General features: G+C 62.9%; 22 protein-coding genes and 1 pseudogene. 9 read left to right on the top strand and 14 right to left on the bottom strand.

The window, feature by feature from the left end:
• The first annotated feature begins 44 nt into the window (after positions 1 to 44).
• The 4 genes from AC07FD_RS10315 to AC07FD_RS10300 all read left to right on the top strand — a co-directional run bounded on the left by AC07FD_RS10315 (position 45) and on the right by AC07FD_RS10300 (position 3858).
• Positions 45 to 1202, top strand: a complete 1158-nt coding sequence (locus AC07FD_RS10315; protein ID WP_478349750.1) for a substrate-binding domain-containing protein — start codon at positions 45 to 47, stop codon at positions 1200 to 1202.
• A gap of 191 nt (positions 1203 to 1393) precedes the next feature.
• On the top strand, positions 1394 to 2392 hold the full coding sequence (locus tag AC07FD_RS10310) for a bestrophin family protein (RefSeq protein ID WP_478349749.1): 999 nt from the start codon (positions 1394 to 1396) through the stop codon (positions 2390 to 2392).
• Positions 2393 to 2527: 135 nt separating this feature from the next.
• The gene (locus tag AC07FD_RS10305; protein WP_478349748.1) at positions 2528 to 3001 is read left to right on the top strand and encodes a carboxymuconolactone decarboxylase family protein; all 474 of its coding nucleotides are present in this window, start codon (positions 2528 to 2530) and stop codon (positions 2999 to 3001) included.
• A complete protein-coding gene (locus tag AC07FD_RS10300; RefSeq protein WP_478349747.1) occupies positions 3001 to 3858 on the top strand; it encodes a sigma-70 family RNA polymerase sigma factor in 858 nt (285 codons plus the stop codon). The genes AC07FD_RS10305 and AC07FD_RS10300 overlap by 1 nt, the downstream gene beginning before the upstream one ends.
• A gap of 36 nt (positions 3859 to 3894) precedes the next feature.
• On the opposite strand, the gene AC07FD_RS10295 is transcribed toward AC07FD_RS10300, so the two are convergent.
• The 4 genes from AC07FD_RS10295 to AC07FD_RS10280 form a co-directional block, all read right to left on the bottom strand.
• Positions 3895 to 4167, bottom strand: coding sequence for a hypothetical protein (locus AC07FD_RS10295; RefSeq protein ID WP_478349746.1), 273 nt, complete (start codon positions 4165 to 4167; stop codon positions 3895 to 3897).
• A 158-nt stretch (positions 4168 to 4325) separates the two neighbouring features.
• The gene (locus tag AC07FD_RS10290) at positions 4326 to 5330 is read right to left on the bottom strand and encodes a zinc-dependent alcohol dehydrogenase family protein (protein ID WP_478349745.1); all 1005 of its coding nucleotides are present in this window, start codon (positions 5328 to 5330) and stop codon (positions 4326 to 4328) included.
• Positions 5327 to 5593 (bottom strand): hypothetical protein, encoded by a 267-nt coding sequence (locus AC07FD_RS10285; RefSeq protein ID WP_478349781.1) that lies wholly within the window; start codon positions 5591 to 5593, stop codon positions 5327 to 5329. The genes AC07FD_RS10290 and AC07FD_RS10285 overlap by 4 nt, the downstream gene beginning before the upstream one ends.
• 119 nt (positions 5594 to 5712) lie before the next feature.
• Complete coding sequence (locus AC07FD_RS10280; RefSeq protein WP_478349744.1) at positions 5713 to 6465, bottom strand: DUF899 domain-containing protein; 753 nt, start codon at positions 6463 to 6465, stop codon at positions 5713 to 5715.
• Positions 6466 to 6919: 454 nt separating this feature from the next.
• On the opposite strand from AC07FD_RS10280, the gene AC07FD_RS10275 reads away from it, so the two are divergent.
• The 3 genes from AC07FD_RS10275 to AC07FD_RS10265 all read left to right on the top strand — a co-directional run bounded on the left by AC07FD_RS10275 (position 6920) and on the right by AC07FD_RS10265 (position 9761).
• Positions 6920 to 8140, top strand: coding sequence for a helix-turn-helix domain-containing protein (locus AC07FD_RS10275; RefSeq protein ID WP_478349743.1), 1221 nt, complete (start codon positions 6920 to 6922; stop codon positions 8138 to 8140).
• A gap of 46 nt (positions 8141 to 8186) precedes the next feature.
• On the top strand, positions 8187 to 8819 hold the full coding sequence (locus tag AC07FD_RS10270; RefSeq protein WP_478349780.1) for a Vgb family protein: 633 nt from the start codon (positions 8187 to 8189) through the stop codon (positions 8817 to 8819).
• 111 nt (positions 8820 to 8930) lie between these two features.
• Positions 8931 to 9761 (top strand): aldo/keto reductase, encoded by an 831-nt coding sequence (locus AC07FD_RS10265; protein ID WP_478349742.1) that lies wholly within the window; start codon positions 8931 to 8933, stop codon positions 9759 to 9761.
• 49 nt (positions 9762 to 9810) lie between these two features.
• Here the strand turns inward: AC07FD_RS10265 and AC07FD_RS10260 are convergent, their stop codons facing one another.
• Entirely contained in the window at positions 9811 to 10356 is a 546-nt protein-coding gene (locus AC07FD_RS10260; protein WP_478349741.1) for an autotransporter, read from the bottom strand.
• A 102-nt stretch (positions 10357 to 10458) separates the two neighbouring features.
• On the opposite strand from AC07FD_RS10260, the gene AC07FD_RS10255 reads away from it, so the two are divergent.
• Positions 10459 to 11211 carry a GntR family transcriptional regulator gene (locus tag AC07FD_RS10255; RefSeq protein WP_478349740.1) on the top strand — a complete coding sequence of 251 codons (753 nt, stop codon included), beginning with the start codon at positions 10459 to 10461 and terminating at the stop codon, positions 11209 to 11211.
• A 162-nt stretch (positions 11212 to 11373) separates the two neighbouring features.
• Here AC07FD_RS10255 and AC07FD_RS10250 read toward each other — a convergent pair whose 3' ends face one another.
• Both AC07FD_RS10250 and AC07FD_RS10245 read right to left on the bottom strand, forming a co-directional pair.
• Positions 11374 to 11745 (bottom strand): endonuclease domain-containing protein, encoded by a 372-nt coding sequence (locus AC07FD_RS10250; RefSeq protein ID WP_095091772.1) that lies wholly within the window; start codon positions 11743 to 11745, stop codon positions 11374 to 11376.
• Between the two features lie 123 nt (positions 11746 to 11868).
• The gene (locus AC07FD_RS10245; RefSeq protein ID WP_095091288.1) at positions 11869 to 12174 is read right to left on the bottom strand and encodes a hypothetical protein; all 306 of its coding nucleotides are present in this window, start codon (positions 12172 to 12174) and stop codon (positions 11869 to 11871) included.
• 419 nt (positions 12175 to 12593) lie between these two features.
• Here AC07FD_RS10245 and AC07FD_RS10240 point away from each other — a divergent pair, with 419 nt between their 5' ends.
• Complete coding sequence (locus tag AC07FD_RS10240) at positions 12594 to 14096, top strand: helicase HerA domain-containing protein (RefSeq protein ID WP_478349739.1); 1503 nt, start codon at positions 12594 to 12596, stop codon at positions 14094 to 14096.
• Positions 14097 to 14228: 132 nt separating this feature from the next.
• Here AC07FD_RS10240 and AC07FD_RS10235 read toward each other — a convergent pair whose 3' ends face one another.
• From AC07FD_RS10235 to napE, 7 genes and pseudogenes are all read right to left on the bottom strand, one after another.
• On the bottom strand, positions 14229 to 14492 hold the full coding sequence (locus AC07FD_RS10235; protein ID WP_478349738.1) for a hypothetical protein: 264 nt from the start codon (positions 14490 to 14492) through the stop codon (positions 14229 to 14231).
• A 44-nt stretch (positions 14493 to 14536) separates the two neighbouring features.
• Positions 14537 to 14638, bottom strand: a pseudogene (locus AC07FD_RS10230) (YjiS-like domain-containing protein); the annotation flags it as partial.
• A gap of 390 nt (positions 14639 to 15028) precedes the next feature.
• Complete coding sequence (locus tag AC07FD_RS10225; protein WP_478349737.1) at positions 15029 to 15754, bottom strand: NapC/NirT family cytochrome c; 726 nt, start codon at positions 15752 to 15754, stop codon at positions 15029 to 15031.
• A 1-nt stretch (position 15755) separates the two neighbouring features.
• Positions 15756 to 16253: a nitrate reductase cytochrome c-type subunit gene (locus tag AC07FD_RS10220; RefSeq protein ID WP_478349736.1), complete on the bottom strand. Its 498-nt coding sequence runs from the start codon at positions 16251 to 16253 to the stop codon at positions 15756 to 15758.
• Complete coding sequence (gene napA / locus AC07FD_RS10215) at positions 16226 to 18727, bottom strand: periplasmic nitrate reductase subunit alpha (RefSeq protein WP_478349735.1); 2502 nt, start codon at positions 18725 to 18727, stop codon at positions 16226 to 16228. Before napA ends, AC07FD_RS10220 begins: the two co-directional genes overlap by 28 nt.
• On the bottom strand, positions 18724 to 19029 hold the full coding sequence (locus AC07FD_RS10210; protein WP_478349734.1) for a chaperone NapD: 306 nt from the start codon (positions 19027 to 19029) through the stop codon (positions 18724 to 18726). The genes napA and AC07FD_RS10210 overlap by 4 nt, the downstream gene beginning before the upstream one ends.
• A gap of 4 nt (positions 19030 to 19033) precedes the next feature.
• Complete coding sequence (gene napE / locus AC07FD_RS10205) at positions 19034 to 19231, bottom strand: periplasmic nitrate reductase, NapE protein (protein WP_478349733.1); 198 nt, start codon at positions 19229 to 19231, stop codon at positions 19034 to 19036.
• Between the last annotated feature and the right edge of the window lie 300 nt (positions 19232 to 19531).

Raw genomic sequence — 19531 nt, 5'->3', positions numbered from 1 at the left:
CTCCAAACGGCACCAGAGACGTCAACGATCAACGGAGGAAAGTCATGAAGCACTCGGCACGAATCCACTCGCTTTTCCTAGGATTGAGCATCGCCGCCAGCGCGTTCGCGCTGTCGACGTCCATAAGCCTCGCGCAAACGCCGGAAACCTGCGTTACCGGCGTCGACATGGCCACGCTCGGTCCCAAGGGCATTGTCGGCCAGGGCCCGCACGGTGAAAAGGCAGCCTCGCCCGACGAGCTGAAATTGAGCGACGACCAGGCCGCCAAGGTCAAGGCCGGCAAATTCAAGGTCGGCATTTCCATGCAGACGGTGAACCTCGACTGGTCGCAACTGCAGGTGCAAGGCATCAGCGAAACGCTGGCCAAGTATGGCGTGACCGTGACCGGCGTCGCGTCCGCCGAATATCAGGTCGACAAGCAGATCGCCGATATCGAGAACACCATCCAGCAGCATCCCGACGGCATCATTTCCATCCCGGTCGACTTCACTGCGACCGCGCCGACCTACAAGAAGGTGGGCGAGGCCGGCATCAAGCTGGTGTTCATGGACAGCATCCCGGTTGGCCTCGAATCTCCAAAGGATTTTGCCTCGATGATCTCGGCCGACAGCCAGGGCAACGGCCAGATCGCGGCGCAGATCCTGTCTTCCTGCATGCCGAAGGGCGGCACGATCGGCCTGGTGAATTTCGGCGTCGACTATTTCAGCACCAACGAGCGCACCAAGGGCGTTGGCGAGTGGATGAAGAAGAACCGGCCCGACATCGTCATGAAGCAGGTCGATTTCACCGATCCCTCCAAGGTGTCGCAGATCGCCGGCGACTTCCTCACCGGCAATCCCGATGTGAAGGGCCTGTTTGCGGTGTGGGATCAGCCGGCGCTCGACACGCTGTCGTCGATGCGCGCGCAAGGCATCGACATTCCGATCACCACTGTCGATCTCGGCCTGCAGTCGGCGATCGAAATCGCCAAGGGTGGGCCGCTGAAGGCAACCGGTTCGCAGCGTCCCTATGACCAGGGCGTCGCCGAAGCGCTGGCGATGATGAAGGCGCTGATTGGTGAACCCACGCCCGCCTGGGTCGGCGTCCAGTCCTTGCCGGTGGTGCAGTCTAACGTGCTGGAGTCCTTCAAGACCGTGTTCCACAAGGATCCGCCGGCCGAACTGGTCGACGCCTGCAACAGCGCCAAGCCGAAGTGCAATTGAGATAGGTGAAAAGCCATGGGCACGGGGGCGACCCCGTGCCCATGTTTTTGGTAAGATTGGACGCGACGCGCTTTGGGAAATCGGCCTCGCAACAGTCGGCTTCATGCCAAGACGGCCATTCATGGTGAGCAAACGGTATGCTAGGCGTGATGGCTTGATTCGCTTGTCGTCCACGCTTTCGAGGGCACCCGATGTATGTAGGCCGTTCCTACAAGGTGGTAGATTTCGCTCTCTGGTCGCGGGGCAGTGTCATCTACATGGTGGTGGTGAGCGCACTGGCCGTGGCGGCCTACCGCCTGCCGGGCATCGCCGGGTTTTCGGTGCCATGGTCGGTCGTGCTCGTGCTCGGCACCACCGTGTCACTCGTTGCCGGGTTCAAGAATTCGCAGGTATTCACCCGCAGCAGTGAAGCGCTGCAAGCCTTTGCGCAAATTACAGCCAGCAGCCGGTTGTGGTCCAATTTCTCCAGGGACTTCAACGATGTGCCGACAGCCAGGCAACTTATCTACCGCCATCTCGCCTGGTTGACGGCCCTGCGGTTCGCCCTGCGGCGGCCGATGCCGTGGGAATCCATGGGGCGGGCGGCCAATGTCGAATTCCGGCGGCGTTACCATATCCAGGAGGATGCGGGCTCGATCGCCGACGAACTGCGTCCGCTGTTGGGCGAACAAGCCAACGACGTCCTGAAGTCGCCTCGTCCAGCGCTAATCCTGCTTGAAATGCAATCGGTCCAGGTCAATGCGTTGTTCAAGGACGCCAAAATCCCTCCGCAGGTCTATGTCGAACTCATCAAGCTGATCCGCGACTTCCATGATCAGCAGGCGCGCTGCGACCGCATCAAGAACAATCCATATCCCCGGCAATACGCCATCGTCAGTTCCTTGTTCGTCATGATCTTTTGCACCTTGCTGCCATTTGGCGTCGTTCCAGTCTTTGCCGACATGGGCAAATTGGGTGGCGCACTCGGCCCGATCGCGATCTGGCTCACGATCCCGTTCAGCACACTCCTGGGGTGGGCATACATGTCTCTCGACCAGGTCGGCGAGAGCAGTGCCAACCCTTTCGAGGGCAACGCCAACGATGTTCCGATCTCGCAAATCTGTCGCGACATCGAGATCGAACTGCGCACCGGGCTTGGTGAGGTTGACCTCCCCAAGCCATTGCTGCCAGTCAACGATATCGCGACCTAGGCAAGCGTCGCCGACGGCCGATACCAGGTGCCGGGGCGATCTCTCGCGCTGGCTGGCGACAAAAACCTGGCGTGAATGTCACACTGGCGGATCCTGACTCGTCATGAGGTCGGCACCAACAGAAGGAAGCCAATCATGACCGCAAAACTTGATCTCTTCGCCACTGCCCCCTCGCTGATGAAGGAATGGCAGCGCGCATCCTTCGCCATTTCCTCCAGCCTCGAGCCCAGCCTGGCCGAGCTTGTGAAGATCCGTGCATCCCAGATCAATGGCTGCGCCAATTGCCTCAACATGCACACGGTGTTTGCGCGCGAGGACGGCGAAACCGAGCAGCGCATCTACCTGCTGTCGGCGTGGCGCGAGGCGCCTTGCTACACCGACCGCGAACGCGCCGCGCTCGGCTGGACCGAGGCGCTGACGCGGATTTGCGAGGGTCATACGCACGAAAGCGCCTACGAGGCCCTGGAGGCCGAATTCACGCCGGAAGAGCAGGTCAAGCTCACCTTGATGATCAATGTGATCAACGGCTACAACCGCCTTGCGGTTGGGTTCGGTGGCTGGGCCGATCCGGCGGCGATAAGATCCGCGGCCAAGGCGGCGGCCGCCTGATGACGGGCGCAGCGACCGAGCACGCGGCGGCGGCGTTCGACCCGCTGCGTCCGACGCTGATGCGCGTCGCCTACCGCATGCTTGGCTCCGTGGCGGATGCCGAGGATGTCGTGCAGGAGGCCTTCATCCGCTGGATGAGGGCCGACCGGGGCGAGGTGCGTGAGCCCGCGGCATTCCTCCGCCGCACCGTCACGCGGCTTTGCCTGGACCAGCTCAAATCCGCGCGCCGCCTGCGCGAGACCTATGTCGGCCCCTGGCTTCCCGATCCCGTCGTGGAAGAGGACGAAGTGGACGACGTCACTCTGCCGATGATGCTGGTGCTGGAACGTCTTTCGCCGCTCGAGCGGGCGGCCTTTCTGCTGCACGATGTGTTCGGGCTGGGATTCGACGAGGTCGCCGCCGCCATCCAGCGCGAACCCGCTGCCTGCCGCCAGCTTGCTGCCCGCGCACGCACCCATGTCCGCCAGGCGAGACCGCGTTTCAAGGTGGAAAAGCAACGCGGCCTCGAGCTCGCCGAGGCCTTCTTCGCTGCCTCGCGCAGCGGCGACATGAAGGCGCTTGGCGCGATGCTTTCGGCCGATGTCAGCGCCCATGCCGATGGCGGCGGGAAGCGTCCGGCAGCCACGGAAGTGGTCCTGGGGTTCGATGCCGTGATGCAGCAATACGCGCGTGTGGCGGAATGGCTGCAGAAGAACGCCTCGACGCTTGTTCGTGTCGGTTTCGTCAATGGACTGCCCGGCTTCATCACGCTGGAAGCCGATGGCGAACTGCAGACGACCGCACTCGACATCGAAGACGGAAAGATCGCGGCAATCTATGTGGTGCGCAACCCCGACAAGCTCCGCCACTTGCATTAAAGCGCGTCGCGTTGAAACGGATTCAGGCGACGCGCATTAACCCTTGGCTTCGACCAGGATCACCAGCGATTCCGGCACCACGCCATCGTAGACCATCGCGTCAGCGGCCTTCTGGCTCTGCATCATTGTCGCAAGGGCATCCATGTCCGGGACGTCCATCATCAGGGCCACTCGTTTCGGATTCTGCGGATCGACAAACGTGCGGATGTTGGTGATCCCCAGAGCGCCGAAAAGCTCCTTACGCTTGGGTGAACTGAGCCAGTGCTTGCTGTCCTTCGTGATGTTGTGATGGCCAACTACGGTTGGCATGGCATCCTCCCCAAGGCGGCGCCGGCGGTCGATATCGCCCGCCTGTTGTGCGATCCACCTGTTCAGCCAGTCGGCGCCGTTTCCTCTGGGCTGTCAATTAGCCGTTGCTGATGGATGTGCGGCGCGGTTCGGTTGCGGGGGTTGCCGCTTTGGGGCGCTCAAAGTTCGAGGCAGACCTTGCCGAAATGCCGTTGGGATTCGTAGTGCGTGAAGGCTGCGGCGATGTCCTCAAGCGCAAAACTGCGGTCGATGACGGGTTTCAGACGGTTGACCTCCATGGCCCGGATCATGTCCTCCTGGTCCGCCCTGCTGCCAATCGAAATCCCGCTGATGCGGATCTGGTTCGAAAACAAGGCCGGTATCGACACTTCCGCCGCAAAGCCGGTGAGGACGCCGATCAGGGCGATGTGGCCGCCTGTTCGGCATGCGGCTATCGACTGCGTAAGCGTTGCGGGGCCGCCGACCTCGATCACGTGATCGACGCCGCGTCCATCCGTCAAATCCCTGGCGTTTTGGCCCCAGTCCGTCACGGCCTTGTAGTTGATGACGGCGTCGGCTCCGAGGCGCCTGAGCCTTTCCAGCTTCTGCTCGTCGGAAGACGTGGCGATGACCCGGGCGCCGGCGGCTTTGGCAAATTGCAATGCGAACAGCGATACGCTGCCCGTGCCGAGGACCAGCACCGTGTCGCCGGGTTTCACCTTGCCGCACACAACCAGGCCGCGCCAGGCGGTGACGCCCGTGCAGGTGAGCGTTGCCGCCTCCAAATGCGTGTAGTCCACTGGTGCCCTGGTGAAGGCGTGCGCCGGCATGCACACATATTCGCTCGCAAAGCCGTCAAAACTATCTCCCGGAATGTCGCGCCTGGTGTCAGGCGTCATGTCACCGCCCAGCCACCAGGGGTAGAAGGTGCTGACGACGCTGTCTCCGGCCTTGAATGCATCGACATCATCGCCAACTTCGATCACCTCGCCCGCGCCATCGGATAGCGGAACGCGGCCGTCGGCGAACGGCACCTTGCCTTGCACGACGAAATCGTCACGCAGGTTCAACGAGCAGGCCCGGATCCTGACCAGCACGTCACCCGGTCCTGGCTGGGGACGGTCTTCCTCGACCAGTTCGAGGTTGACCAAGCCACCCGGCGCCCTCAGCCTGGCCAGCTTCATTGCTGGACCGGCCGGCCGGACATCACCCTCAGCCAGGGCGCCAGATGGAAGGCACTCATCAGGAGATACATCACCGGCATGCTGGTCAGCGGTGTGGAATTGGCGCCTAGGCACAACATGGCCGCATCGCCACCTTGGATACAGGTGAACAGCGTCATCAGGGCGAAGGTGGGTGCCGCGGCGAGGCACAGCCAGTCGGCGATGCCGAGAGAGGCAATGTTTTCAGGGGTCTCGCTGCTGGTACCAGAATGGGGATTGCTCATGGTCTTTTCCTTGATGGTCATGGCGGTGCCGAGACCAGGACTTGGGTTCCTCTCCCCCACCGCGTGAGGGAGAGGAAATCAAGCTGGATGAGCGTGCGCCACCCTTTCCCGACAGGTTTTTACTGGCCGTCCTTGTCCCGGAATGCCGCTTCGCCGGCAGCCGACACTTCGGCCCATTTCTGGTCGGGTGCGGCGTCGTAATTGTCGTGCCAGTTCCACCAGCTGTAGAGCGGGGTCTGCGGATAGCCTTCGGGCGAGTCTTCCCAGATCTCCTGGCGGCCGAGCGGCGTTGCGTCGAGGTAGCTCCACACGGTGCCCATCGCCTCGTCGCCGCGGCTGTTGATGAAATAGGTGCGGAATACCCGGTCGCCGTCATGGATGAACACGTTGTGGCCGTGCCATTCGTCGACGCCGAAGTCTTTGTCGAAGCTATCAGTGATGGTGTACCAGGGCATCACCCAGCCCATCCGCTTCTTCAGCCGCGCAATGTCGGCCTGCGGTGCGCGCGAGGTATAGGCAAGCGTGGTGTTGCGGGCGTTGAGGTGGGCGAGATGGCCGACCTGGTCGGCGCCGAGCGAACAGCCGCGGCAAGCGTGATCGGGCCAGCCATGGACCCCCGGCTCGAAGAAGGCGCGGTAGACGATCAACTGGCGGCGGCCTTCGAACAAATCGAGCAGGCTCGCTTTGCCGTTCGGTCCCTCGAACACATAGGCCTTGTCCACTTCCATCCACGGCATGCGCCGGCGCTCAGCGGCCAGCGCGTCCTTGGCGCGTAGCGTCGCCTTCTCCTTCACCAGCAGCTCTTCGCGCGCGGCTTCCCACGCCTGCTGTGAAACGATTGGTGGGGTCTTCATTGCGGTGTGCTTGGTCATTGCTCGTCTCCTTTGTCAGTCTGTGGCGCCAGGGCGGCGTGTTGTTGCTTGCGGATCGTGAGGCAGGGTAGGGCGATGAAGTGCCGCGGTGGGAGTTACAAGTGTGACGGGATTTGAATGGGCAGACCCGCCGCAGCAGGGGTGGCGCCCGGCGCGCTCGACCGTGTCGTTCGTCGCGTGGAGGGGCAGATCGTCGGAGTCAGGCATTGTCTGTTTGTCCCTTGTGAGAAGCTTAATATCTTTGCCTGAGATGCTCAGGCTAGCCAATGCCGATATTGGCGTCAACGGCGGCCACGGCGCCTTCAGCCAGTCCTGATGGCTAGGTCATCATCCAAGTCATTGCTGTTTTCCCTGGTATGCTGCCTGTTGCCGATACGGCTTGCTGGGGGGCGGTCATGACTTAAGTTAGGGCGTGGAGTGCAGGGGTGGGAGTTACAAGTGTGACGGGATTTGAATGGACTCGCTGATCACGGCAGCGGCATTGGCGCTGGCCGCGGGCAATCCGCTCGGCGCGCTGGACCATGTCGCCTTGCGCGAGGACGCGCCGGCGCTGGCGCTGCGCGGCATCGCGATGGCGCAGCTCGGCGACCTCGACCGCGCCAAGGCGCTATTGCGACGGGCCGCACCCGCCTTCGGTCCGAAAGAGGCGGTGGCGCGGGCCAGATGCGTCGTCGCCGAGGCAGAGATCGCATTGGTCTCGCGGGACCTCGGCTGGCCCGCCAAGGCGCTCGATGCGGCGCGGGCGACGCTGGAAAAGCATGGCGACCGGCTTAACGCCGCGCATGCCGGCCACCTCAAGGTTCGGCGCCTGCTGTTGATTGGTCGCCTCGATGAGGCTGAAGACGTGCTGGCCGGGCTCGATCCGGCGCCGCTTCCGCCAGCATCGAGAGCCGCGCACGAACTGGCCGTCGCCGGCGTCGCGATGCGGCGCCTCAAGACAAGGGCTGCGCGCACCGCGTTGGAGTGGGCGCGCCACGCCGCTCGCCGGGCTGGCATCCCAGGGCTGATTGCCGAGGTCGACAACGCCTTCCTGGCGCTAGACGCGCCGGCGGCGCGGCTGATCGCGCGTGGCCAGCAGCGCCCCTTGCAGCTCGAGGAGGTCGAGGCGCTGCAGGCGTCGCCGGCGCTGGTCGTCGATGCCTTGCGCTATCTCGTGCGCCAACAGGAAACCATGGTCTCGCTGGCAACGCGCCCGGTGCTGTTTGCACTGGCGCGCACGCTGGCCGAAGCATGGCCGGCGGACGTGTCGCGGGCGACGCTCATCGCTCAGGCTTTTGGCGGCAGGCACGCCGATGAATCGCATCGGGCCCGATTGCGAGTCGAGATCGGCCGGCTGCGCGCCGAACTGCGCACGCTTGCCGACATCAATGCCACCAGCCAAGGCTTTGCGCTGGCGCCGCGCCAGGCGCCCGAGGTGGTGGTGCTGGCACGGCCGATCGAGGAGCGGCACGCGGCGGTGCTGGCCTTGCTTGCCGACGGTGAATCCTGGGCGAGTTCGGCACTGGCGCTGGCGCTTGGCACCGGCCAGCGCAGCGTGCAGCGGGCGCTGGAGCAACTTGGTGAGGCCGGCAAGGTGCAGTCGTTCGGGCACGGCCGGGCGCGCCGCTGGATGACGCCGCCGGTGGCCGGATTCACGACGACGTTGTTACTCCCGGCACCGCTGCCAAACGGTTAGAGCATGGTCCCCGAAAATGCCCGATCATCTCACTGAGGATAACGACATGAAGCATTCAGCGGCCGAAATCCTGCGCGAATACGGACCCTTTCCGGGCGTCGACACCGTGCACGGGGTAAGCTTCGACGGGCGCAACGTCTGGTTTGCCTCCGGTGAGAAACTGAACGCCTTCGATCCGGAAAGCGGGCAGGCACTGCGATCGATCGATGTCGCCGCGCACGCTGGCACCGCCTATGACGGCCGGCATTTCTTCCAGCTTGCCGGGGATCGCATCCAGAAGATCGACCCCGACACCGGGGAGGTGCTAGCATCCATTCCGGCGCCTGGCGGCGGGCGCGACTCCGGGCTCACCTGGGCCGAAGGAACGCTCTGGGTGGGCCAATACCGGGAGCGCAAGATTCACCAGATCGACCCCGAGACCGGGGCAATCCTGCGCACCATCGAATCCAACCGCTTCGTCACCGGGGTGACCTGGGTTGACGGCGAGCTATGGCACGCCACCTGGGAGGGCGAGCAGGGCGACCTGCGCCGCGTCGACCCGCAAACCGGCAAAGTTTTGCAGAAGCTCGACATGCCGGCCGGCATGGGCGTCTCGGGGCTGGAATCTGATGGCGGCGAACGCCTGTTCTGCGGCAGCGTATCGGCCGGGGTGGTGAGGGCGGTGCGCCGACCGAGGTGAGCTTGCACCCGGCGAATTTGACCGCTGTCGACTGGTCGTTGCTCCCTGTCGAACCTAGATAGGGCATGCGCCGGGCGGACCGCCCGGATCATCTTTTGCAAAGGACCTGCCATGCCTGAACAGATACCGTTGAACGACGGCTCCGCCATTCCCCAGCTCGGACTTGGCGTGTGGCAAGTCGACCAGGATATCACCGCCCGGGTGGTGGGTTGGGGGATCGAGGCCGGCTATCGTCTGATCGACACCGCCGAGGGCTATCGGAACGAGGATGGGGTTGGAGAGGCGATCCGCAGCTCCGGCGTGCCGAGAGGCGAGCTGTTCATCACCTCAAAGCTCCGCAACGGCGCACACCAGCGCGATGCGGCGCTGCGCGCCTTCGACGAGACGATGGAGAAGCTCGGCATCGAGCAACTCGACCTGTTCCTGATCCACTGGCCGGTGCCTGGCCAGGACAAATATGTCGAGGCGTGGAAGACGCTGGTCGAACTCAGGCAGGCCGGCCGCATCAAGTCGATCGGCGTTTCGAATTTCAACCAGGACCATCTGGAGCGGATCATCGGCGAGACCGGCGTGACGCCAGTGGTCAACCAGATCGAGCTGCATCCCCAGTTCCAGCAGCGCGGCATCAGGGACTTTCATGCCAGCCACGACATCCGCATCGAAAGCTGGAGCCCGCTGGGCAGCGGTCGGCTGCTGAACGACCCGACCATTGCGGGCATTGCCGACAAGCATGGCAAGTCCGCGGCGCAGACGATCATCCGCTGGCACCTTCAGGAGGGGCTGATCGTCATTCCAAAGTCGATCCGCAGGGATCGCATCGCGGCCAATTTCGATGTCTTCGATTTCGAGCTGGATGCGCCGGACCTGCAGACGATCCGGGGCATGGATTCGCCAAACGCCCGCACCGGCCCAAACCCCGCCACGGCGTCGTTCCTGTTCTGAGGGGAAGGCTCTCCCTTCTCCCCTTGTTTGTGGGAGAAGGGCGCCTGCCTCAAGATCGCTCGATGGGCTGGGCGCCGGCCAGATAGCGATCGTTGTCAAACGGCTCGGCTTGATTGCTTTGCAGATCCCAGAGTTGTCGGTGGGTCGCCGGGAGATCGCCCAGATAGACATGAAGCGCGCCGGACCGTGCGCTGCCGGTGTTGGCGACCGAATGCACGGTATGCCGGGGCAGGTGCAGCACGGTGGGCGCGGTGGAGTCCTGCCGTCGCGGGGCATCGAGCTTGCTGGCGGCCTCGGGATAGATGAAGTTCGTCTCGCCACCCCTGTAAATGCCGATCAACGCGTCCATCAAATGGTTGTGCGGCGGGTACTGCAGACCGGGCGACTGCGTGATGTGATAGATCGTCAAATTCCGGCTTGCATGGAGAAGCACCTCGTCGTCTTCTTCTTCATGAACGAGCACCCCCAATGCGTGAAGACGGTTGGTATGGTCGCCCAACACCGCCCTTATTCGTGCGAGAGGATCGGGACTTCCGGCAGCGTTGACGATATCATCGACGACGGCGTAGAGAGGCGAGCCAACCGGAATAGCCATTGCCAGTTATCCCTTTTGAGATGATCAGATGATATATCTGAGATGCTCAAACCTACTCAAAATCGATGGCGGCGTCAACCGGATCGCCAGAACGGAACAAGCATGACTCCTCGCGATTTGAATGCCGCATCGCCGAAACCGGCACTGTCCGCCGGCACGGCCGCGGTGCCGTCGACAGCCGATCTGCTGCGCAGCGAACAGGCGTACGAGCAGGTGAAGAGCGACATCGTCGCCTGCGTGCTTCGCCCCGGTGAAACGCTGACGGAAAAGCAGATTGGCGATCGATACCTGATCAGAAAGGCGACGATCCGCGCGGCGCTGACCCGGCTGATGCAGGAGGGCCTGGTCAGGAGCGAGCCGCGACGTGGCTATGTCATCACGCCGCTGACGCTGCGCGATGTCACCGAGATCTTCGATGTCCGCAGTCTGATCGAGCCGGAAGTGTTCAGGGTGGGTGCGTCGGGCCTCACCGAGCGCGGGCTCGAAGATATCAGGCAGGCAGCCAGGAAGGTGCTGAAGCCGGAGACGCTGCGCAGCCACGTTGCATTCCTGGCGGCGGATCGTGCCTTTCGTCTTGCGTTGGCGGAGCTGTCCGGAAATTCACGCCTGGCGCAGTTGCTGGGCCAGATACTCGACCAGTCGGAGAGGGCTCTCCACCTCGGATTCAGGTCGCGCGACTTCACGCAGCTGATCATCTGTCAGCAGAAGGATCTGGTTCATGCCTGCGAGGTGAGCGACGTTTCCGGCATCGTCAAGCTTGCCCGATCGCAGTGCCTCAATCTCAAGAAGCAGGTGCTCGAAGCCCTGCTGGCAGGCGCCAAGCTCCGGGAAACCAATCTGCAAGACTTCGCGTGATGGCATCCGGTCTGATCGCGCGGCACCAGCATCGCACGCAAGCTGGGGCGATTTGACAACAGGACACGGGATTGACAGGCGTCGACCGGCGAAGCTGTCAATCTCCCCCCAAGTGGGGGAGATGTCCGGCAGGACAGAGGGGGGCGCTGTCCCGCCGACATATCAAGGCGTTCCGGCCAAACCTGCAGCGATCACAATATGTTGGCAGACATTGTCGATGTCGCGGACGACGTCATCATTCCAAAACCGCAGCACCGCCCAACCATCCTGTTCCAGACGCTTCGTCCTGACTAAGTCGGCCACGGTGGAATCCGCTCGGCCGTGTTGCGACCCATCGACTTCCACGACGAGCTTCTTTTCCGGGCAGGCAAAATCGATAATGTAGCCAGCGATCGGATATTGCCTGCGAAAGCCTAGGCCCATCAGCCTATGCGCGCGAAGCTCGTTCCAGAGCTTCAACTCGGCGTTGGTCATGACCTTGCGCATTGATCGAGCGTTTGCGCGGTTCTGCGGAGGCAACGGTGTGTGGGGCATGGCCATTTTCGATTGTGATTGAGGCTGGCGATCTAAGGCGCCCCCCTCTGTCCTGCCGGACATCTCCCCCACTTGGGGGGAGATTGGCAGCTTAGCCGCTTTCGCCAACCTTCCGCCGCGTCCTCAAATCCCCGAGCCGTCGAGCTGCTGGGCGTCGTCACCTTCCCAGGGGGCCGGCATGGAGGCGCGGCTGAGATTGGCTGTCGGCAACGGCATCCAGCATTTCAGTTCCGGTTCGGCGTATTCGACGACGCGTCCCGGCGAGGAGTCCGACGCGCGCCAGCCTTCGCTGGCGAACTGGTCGGCGCGCGACCAATAGGCTAGGTCGACTTCCGCCGGCCCCTGTTCGGACGGGCGAACCGTGACCAGGATGCGGCTGCCATCCCTCGGCGCCGTCGACATGTGGCGCCACCGTTCGGGCTCGTCCATCGCTTTTCCTCCTCGCACTTCCAGCGTCGGGGAAGTGTCGCCTCGCGCTCCGAGGCGGTCAACCCAAAGTTTGCGCCAGCGGGCGAGTCTCGACGATGTCGGAACTTGGCGGGATCAGGCGAGGTTGGCGACCGACATATACTGCGAGAGGGAACTTGAAAACGTCGGTCGCCAGGGGGCGGTTGGGACGCACCACGTTGGGGACGCGATGCAAGGTCAGGCTAAGCGGATGCGGCGCGTCTTCAATCGGAACGCCGGCACATGGTGAACAAGTGGTTACTATCCACAGGGTTCCCTTGTTGTGGATGATCCGGAGACGGTCCTTGGCCTGTGCGCAACACGGCGCGGGCGGCCATGCGCGCTCGACGGGTTGTGATCGGGTTGATAAGCCCGTCTGCGAAAGGAGCGCCTGAGTCGAGATGACCGTTGCGATCGAGATGGGACACACGACCGCAGGCGCCGCGGCGACGCTCGATCTCGAGGAGCTGCTGGCGACGCGCCTTTTGGTGCAGGGCAATTCGGGCTCCGGCAAGTCGCATCTCTTGCGGCGGCTGCTGGAGCAGAGCGCGCCGTGGGTGCAGCAGACCATCATCGACCCCGAAGGCGACTTCGTGTCGCTGGGCGACCGTTTCGGCCATCTGGTGATCGATGCTGAGGAGCATACCGAGCGCGGCCTGCAGAGCGCCGGCGAGCGGGCGCGCATCCACCGCGTCTCCACCGTGCTCAATCTCGAAGGGCTCGACGCCGAGAATCAGATGCGGCGGGCCGCTGCCTTCCTCGGCGGGCTGTTCGAGGTCGCCCGCGACCATTGGTATCCGATGCTGGTGGTGGTGGACGAAGCGCAGCTGTTCGCACCGGCGGTGGCCGGCGAGGTTTCGGACGAGGCGCGCAAACTCTCGCTTGGCGCGATGACCAATTTGATGTGCCGTGGCCGCAAACGCGGGCTTGCCGGCATCATCGCCACCCAGCGGCTGGCCAAGCTCGCCAAGAACGTCGCCGCCGAGGCGTCCAATTTCCTCATGGGCCGCACCTTCCTCGATATCGACATGGCGCGCGCCGCCGACCTTTTGGGCATGGAGCGGCGCCAGGCGGAGGCGTTTCGCGACCTGGAGCGCGGCCAGTTCATGGCGCTCGGTCCGGCGCTGTCACGCCGGCCGCTCGGCCTGCGCATCGGCCCGACCGACACCAGTCCGCGCAACGGCACGCCGCGCCTGATGCCGCTGCCGGAAGCAGCCCTCGAAGACGCACGCGCCATCATCCTGGCAGCCCCGCCGCCCGAGACCGTGCGGCCGCAGCGCCGGTCGTCGCCGGACCTACTCGATCAACTGATGGCGGCGAAGTCGGCGGCACTCGAAATCCGCCCCGAGCCGGTGGAGCCGCAAATCAGCGCCGAGGACCTGGCCGAGCGCCGCGAGCGTGTGGACCGTGTGCTGCGCGCTATCCTGGCGCAGCCCGACGCGGGCTTCCGTGTCATCGGTGTGCTCTATCAGGAGTTCGTGGTGCGCTGCCGCATCGAGGGCCTTGCCTCGGTCGTGCCCGACTTGGCCGAATTCCGCCGCATGCTGACGCGCGCACGCGCTGGGCTCGGTTCCGACATGGCGGCAGGGGATGACGCGTGGCAGGACGTCTCGGTACGCGCCTCGCTGCTGCCCGATGATATGCAGGGCGTGTTCATGATGATCGCCAGGGCGGCGAAGGAGGGCTGGCCTTGCCCGAGCGACGCCGCGATCGCCCGCGCCTATGGCTCCCACTCGCTGCGCCGTGCCCGGCGTCTCCTCACCTATATCGAGGAGCAGGGCCTCATCGTCTGCCAGCTCGACGGGGTAGGCCGGCGCACCGTGACGCTGGTCGAATTGGCCTGGGCCACAGCCCCGGGCGACCCCAATGCCGAGGAGGCGGAGCAGGGACGCCTGGCAGTGTGAGGGGCAGCGTCAGGTTTCCGGCCTGTCGCTAATTCTTGCGTCAGTGCTAACAGTCGCCAGCAGCCGCTGATCACACCTGTCCGAAACTATGTGCCTCATACTTGATGTCTCGGTTTCGAGCGCCAATGTCGTTCAAAAGCCACCATTTCGCATACGCCCGCTGGCATTTTCCTGGCGAGAGTATGACCGCAGCTTAACGTAGCGAGACGTCAAGATGCGGCCGATTTGGATGAGGTTCAGAAGCACAAAGAAGACATTCCAGCCGACCACGTTCATGAGCGGCGCCGGCTGGCTGCAGAAATATACAGCGAGACAGATTGCTGCTGCAGTCGTCAGTATCCGCAGCCGCAAAATATCCAACGTGAAGTAAGCGACCACATACATGATGTTCGCCATGTTTATAAGAATTCCATTTTCCAATTCCATCCAATTGCGAACGTTCAAATGCGATCGTGCTTCAGATTCTCTCGAACGGCATAAGAGATTGCATCGCGTCGAAGGCCTATATCTTTCAGGATATGGTCGGGCAGAGCGCGCAAAGCCCTTTCAGTTCAGCGAGCCTTCAGCCCAATCGAAACATGCTTGAGGTAGTGAAGCATTGTTTTCTCCATTCGGTAGGATTCGCGGCGCTGGTATGCGGGCAGGCCGCCTCCAAGCGCCGTCTGTTGATTGTCTGTTGGTTGCGTGATGCTGCCCCACGCTGATGAGGTGAGGCAGCAACTGGACTCGTCAGGCGGCCGCTGCTGAAATCGGATCATTTTGAAGGATGACGGTGTCGGCCACCGGGTAGAATTCCTCCCCCGGCATGCCGACTCGCTTGGCGTGATCCCGGATGGCCTCGCCGTCTTTCGCCTCGTAGGTTATCACGGGCGTCAGCTATAATCTCAAACTGAATGGGACGGCTCGTCCTCTGCTGCACCACGATTGCACGATCATTGCAAGGCGGCCAAGTCATTAACGGCCCCCATCACTCTATGCGGAGACTGGGCAAGGTGTTCAAGCCGCTCGAACACCGATGCGCCGGGCAGTGCCTCCCCCTGGAGTTCGGGAGGAACCTTCCAGCCTGGATCAACGCCGTCCATATTGGGTAGGTCGTGTGCGATGCCCTTGTGGCAGTCAATGCAGGTTGCTTCACCCGACAGGAGGAAGCGCGTGTGAATCGTGGCCGCGCGAGGAGCCTGTTTCGACAGGTCCATCGCGACCGATGAGTGGCAGTTGCGGCACTCGAGGCTGTCATTGGCCTTCAGACGCGCCCACTCGTTCTGGGCGAGTTCGAGACGGTGCTCGAGGAATTTCTGGCGAGTGTTGATCGTGCCGAAAATCTTTCCCCAGACTTCCTTGGAAGCCTGCATCTTGCGGGCGATCTTGTCGGTCCAATTATGCGGGACGTGGCAATCCGGGCAGGACGCACGAACACCGGACCGGTTGGAGAAGTGCACCGTGCGGGTGAGTTCCTCGTAGACGTTGGACTCCATCTCGTGACAGGAGATGCAGAACTGCTCGGTGTTGGTCACCTCAAGTGCCGTATTGAACGCTCCCCAGAAAATCACACCCCCCATGAAGCCACCAAGCGCCAGGAAGCCAAGGCCGAGCGTCCCGGCCGGCGTCGATACGATCGCCCAGGCCCAGAGCGCGGCCGCCTTGATGCGCGACCCCATGCTATTGGTCCCCTGAGTGGCCAACGCCAAGCTCGCTCATGTCAACGAAGGTGTTGCCGACGAGCGGCGGCGTGTCCGCCTGGGGGACGTGGCAGGCAGTGCAGAAATAGCGCCTCGTAGAAACGTCGGCCAGCATTTGGCCCTCGCGGGTCATGTAGTGAGTGACGCTGATCATTGGCGCGCCGGAGCCTTGCGTGAACTCGCGCTTGTGGCAGGACATGCAGCGGTTGGTGTTGACCGAAAGTTGGTAGCCCTCGATCGAGTGCGGGATGATCGGCGGCTGTTCCGGATAGGCGCGCATCTTGCGGATGTCGTCGACAATCCATCTCGGAATCGGTGCTGCGGCTAGGTCGTCCATCGGCTTCGGCGCACCCGTCAGCGGCGGCACGATCTTCGCACTCATCTGCGCGAACGCAACCGTTCCGGCGCCCGCCAACAAGACCACGGCGATGGCGACGCGCATCCGGCGCGTTAGACGGGGATGACCTTGACCGCGCATTTCTTGAAATCCGTCTGCTTGGAGATTGGATCTGTCGCGTCGAGCGTCACCTTGTTGATGAGCTTACTTGCATCGAACCACGGCACGAAAACCACGCCGCGCGGCATACGGTTGCGGCCACGCGTCTCGACCCTGACGCGGATCTCGCCGCGACGCGAAACGACGCGCACCTCGCCGCCCTGATTGATGCCACGTCGTCGGGCGTCGTCCGCATTCATGAAACAGACCGCGCCCGGAAACGCCTTATAAAGTTCAGGCACCCGCATCGTCATCGAGCCCGAGTGCCAGTGTTCGAGCACGCGACCGGTGACCAGCCAGACGTCGAAATCGTCGTCCGGCGATTCAGCCGGCGGCTCGTAGGGAACCGCGAGGATGACAGCCTTGCCGTCCGGCCGACCATAGAACCTGACCCCTTCGCCCGCCTTCACATAGGGGTCGAGCCCCTCGCGGTAGCGCCACTTCGTCTCCTTGCCGTCGACGACCGGCCAGCGTAGGCCGCGCACCTGGTGATAGGTGTCATAAGGTGCGAGGTCGTGGCCGTGACCGCGGCCGAATTCGGCGTATTCCTCGAACAGGCCCTTCTGGAGGTAGAAGCCGTACTCCCGTGATTCCTGGTTCTCGTATTCGGCATCAAGTTCGGCGAGCGGGAATTGATCGACCTTGCCGTTTTTGAAGAGCACCTCGAACAGGGTCTTGCCCTTGTATTCGGGGTTTGCGTCCAGCATGTCGGCCGGCCAGACGTCTTCGGTGTTGAAGCGCTTAGCGAACTCGGTGAGTTGCCACAAGTCCGAGCGCGCCTCGCCCGGCGCATCGACGAGTTGGTGCCAGACGTGCGTGCGACGCTCGGCATTGCCGTAGGCGCCCTCCTTCTCTACCCACATCGCGGCCGGAAGGATCAAATCGGCAGCCAGCGCTGTCACCGTCGGGTAGGCGTCTGAAACCACGATGAAATTGTCCGGGTTGCGGTAGCCGGGATAGGTCTCGTTGCTGTTGTTGGGCGCTGCCTGGACGTTGTTGTTGACCTGCACCCAATAGAAATTGAGCTTGCCATCCTTCAGCATCCTGTCCTGCTGCACCGCGTGGAAACCGGGCTTTTCCGGTAGAAGACCGAGCGGCACCCGCCAGATCTCCTCGGCGTGCTTGCGGTGCTCGGGATTGGTCACCACCATGTCGGCGGGAAGGCGATGGGCGAAGGTTCCGACCTCGCGCGCGGTCCCGCAGGCTGAAGGCTGCCCGGTGAGTGAGAATGGACTGTTGCCCGGCTCGGAGATTTTTCCGGTCAGGAGATGGATGTTGTAGACCATATGGTTGGCCCACACGCCCCGGACGTGCTGGTTGAAACCCATCGTCCAGAGCGACATCACCTTCACGTCGGGCTTAGCGTAGAGCTCGGCCAACTGCTCGAGAAAGCCGGGTTCGACGCCGGAGAGTTCCGACACCTTATCGAGCGTATATTCCGACACCAGGGCGCGAAACGCCTCGAAGTCGATCGATTCCATCTTGCCGGGATCGGCCGCACCCTTTGCCGCCAACTCCAACGGATTGTCCGGGCGCAGTCCGTAGCCGATGTCGGTCACGCCACTCATGAAGACGGCGTGGTCCCGCACGAACGCCTCGTTCACGCGTCCAGTCTGGATAATGTGGTTGGCGACGTAATTGAGGATCGCAAGGTCGGTGCCAGGGTTGAAGATGATAGGGATGTCGGCCAAGTCCATCGAGCGGTGAGTGAAGGTTGACAGCACCGCACAGCGCACATGCGGATGGCTGAGACGCCGATCGGCCAGCCGGGTCCACAGGACCGGATGCATCTCCGCCATGTTGGAGCCCCACAGCACGAACGCGTCGGCATGCTCGAAATCGTCGTAGCATCCCATAGGTTCATCCATGCCGAAGGTGCGCATGAAAGCGACTGCGGCCGACGCCATGCAATGGCGGGCGTTGGGGTCGAGGTTGTTGGAACGGAAGCCCGCCCGCATCAGCTTGGTCGCGGCGTAGCCCTCGAAGATGGTCCACTGGCCCGATCCGAACATGCCGACCGCTTCGGGACCTTTCTCGCGCAAAACCTGCTTGCACTTCGTCGCCATCACGTCGAACGCTTCGTCCCATGAGACCGGTTCGAACTCGCCATCCTTGTCGAAGACTCCACCGCTCTTGCGCATCAGCGGCGTGGTCAGCCGATCCTGGCCATACATGATCTTGGACAGGAAATAGCCCTTCACGCAGTTGAGGCCGCGATTGACCTCCGCCTGCGTGTCGCCGTGGGTCGCCACGACATGGCCACCCTTGACGCCGACCATCACGCCGCATCCCGTTCCACAGAAGCGGCACGGGGCCTTCGACCATTTGATTTCCAATGCCTCGACGCCGCCTGGCGCGGGCTGGGCTGAAGCAGGAAGTGTGATCCCGGCTGAGGCCGCAGCCAGCGCCGCTGCATGTGCCTTCAGAAGCTCGCGGCGGTTAATACTCGCTGTCATGAACGCCCATCCTCCGAGTCCTCGGTATGCTCGCAGACCATGTTTGCGGCGAGGACACCGTCCATAGTTGCGATATGAATCAGCGTCTCGCCAAGTATGCCGCTGGTCGGACCCTCGATCGTAATCACAATCCGGCTGCCTTCGCCGGCATGCACCTCGACGCCGGGGATGGTCGCCAGCTGTCGCGATATCTCATTGCAGCGAGCTGGCAGCGCCATGACGACAGCGCTCGAGATGTGATGCTGGGTCGGTGATTTTCCCCCCAAAAGGGCCCTGCGCGTGAGTGTAGATTTCTCCCGCATGCGTTCAGCTTCCCGGAGGTCCGGGTGGACCAACGACTATCTGGTACATCCACACGAGAAAACCGTAGCCGCCGACGACGCCCACCGCGACGACGGGCCAGATCCCGAATGCTAGAATCAGGAACGTCAGCAGTTCCGTGCGCCGCGATTTCGCGGGCGGTATACCGATCTGTGCGACTGCCTCTCGGCTGTCCTGGGTCATGACCTCCCTCATGTGCCTTAGACAGATCACATCTCACAGCAGGAGAAGCTTAACGGGGAGCCTAACCCCATAGGCAGTATTTACAATAGCCATTCTCCGCGCCGTCTGTGAAATGCAACTGCTAATACAAGCTCTTGCAGTATCTCCACCTGGAGCTTTGCTGTCTGCAATGTCCGCTTTTGGGCAGTAGCGAAGACGCCCTCTTTGGCCGACATGCCGCGGCGAGCTGTCGGGCGGCTTTTGGGCCGGAGAACGAACCCGCTGCGCGGGAGGGGCGCTTGCGGTTGAGGTAGAGATCAA

This window comes from Mesorhizobium waitakense (assembly GCF_056431085.1).
The sequence above is the reverse complement of the archived record's forward strand: the minus strand, read 5'-3'. Positions and strand labels throughout refer to the sequence as shown.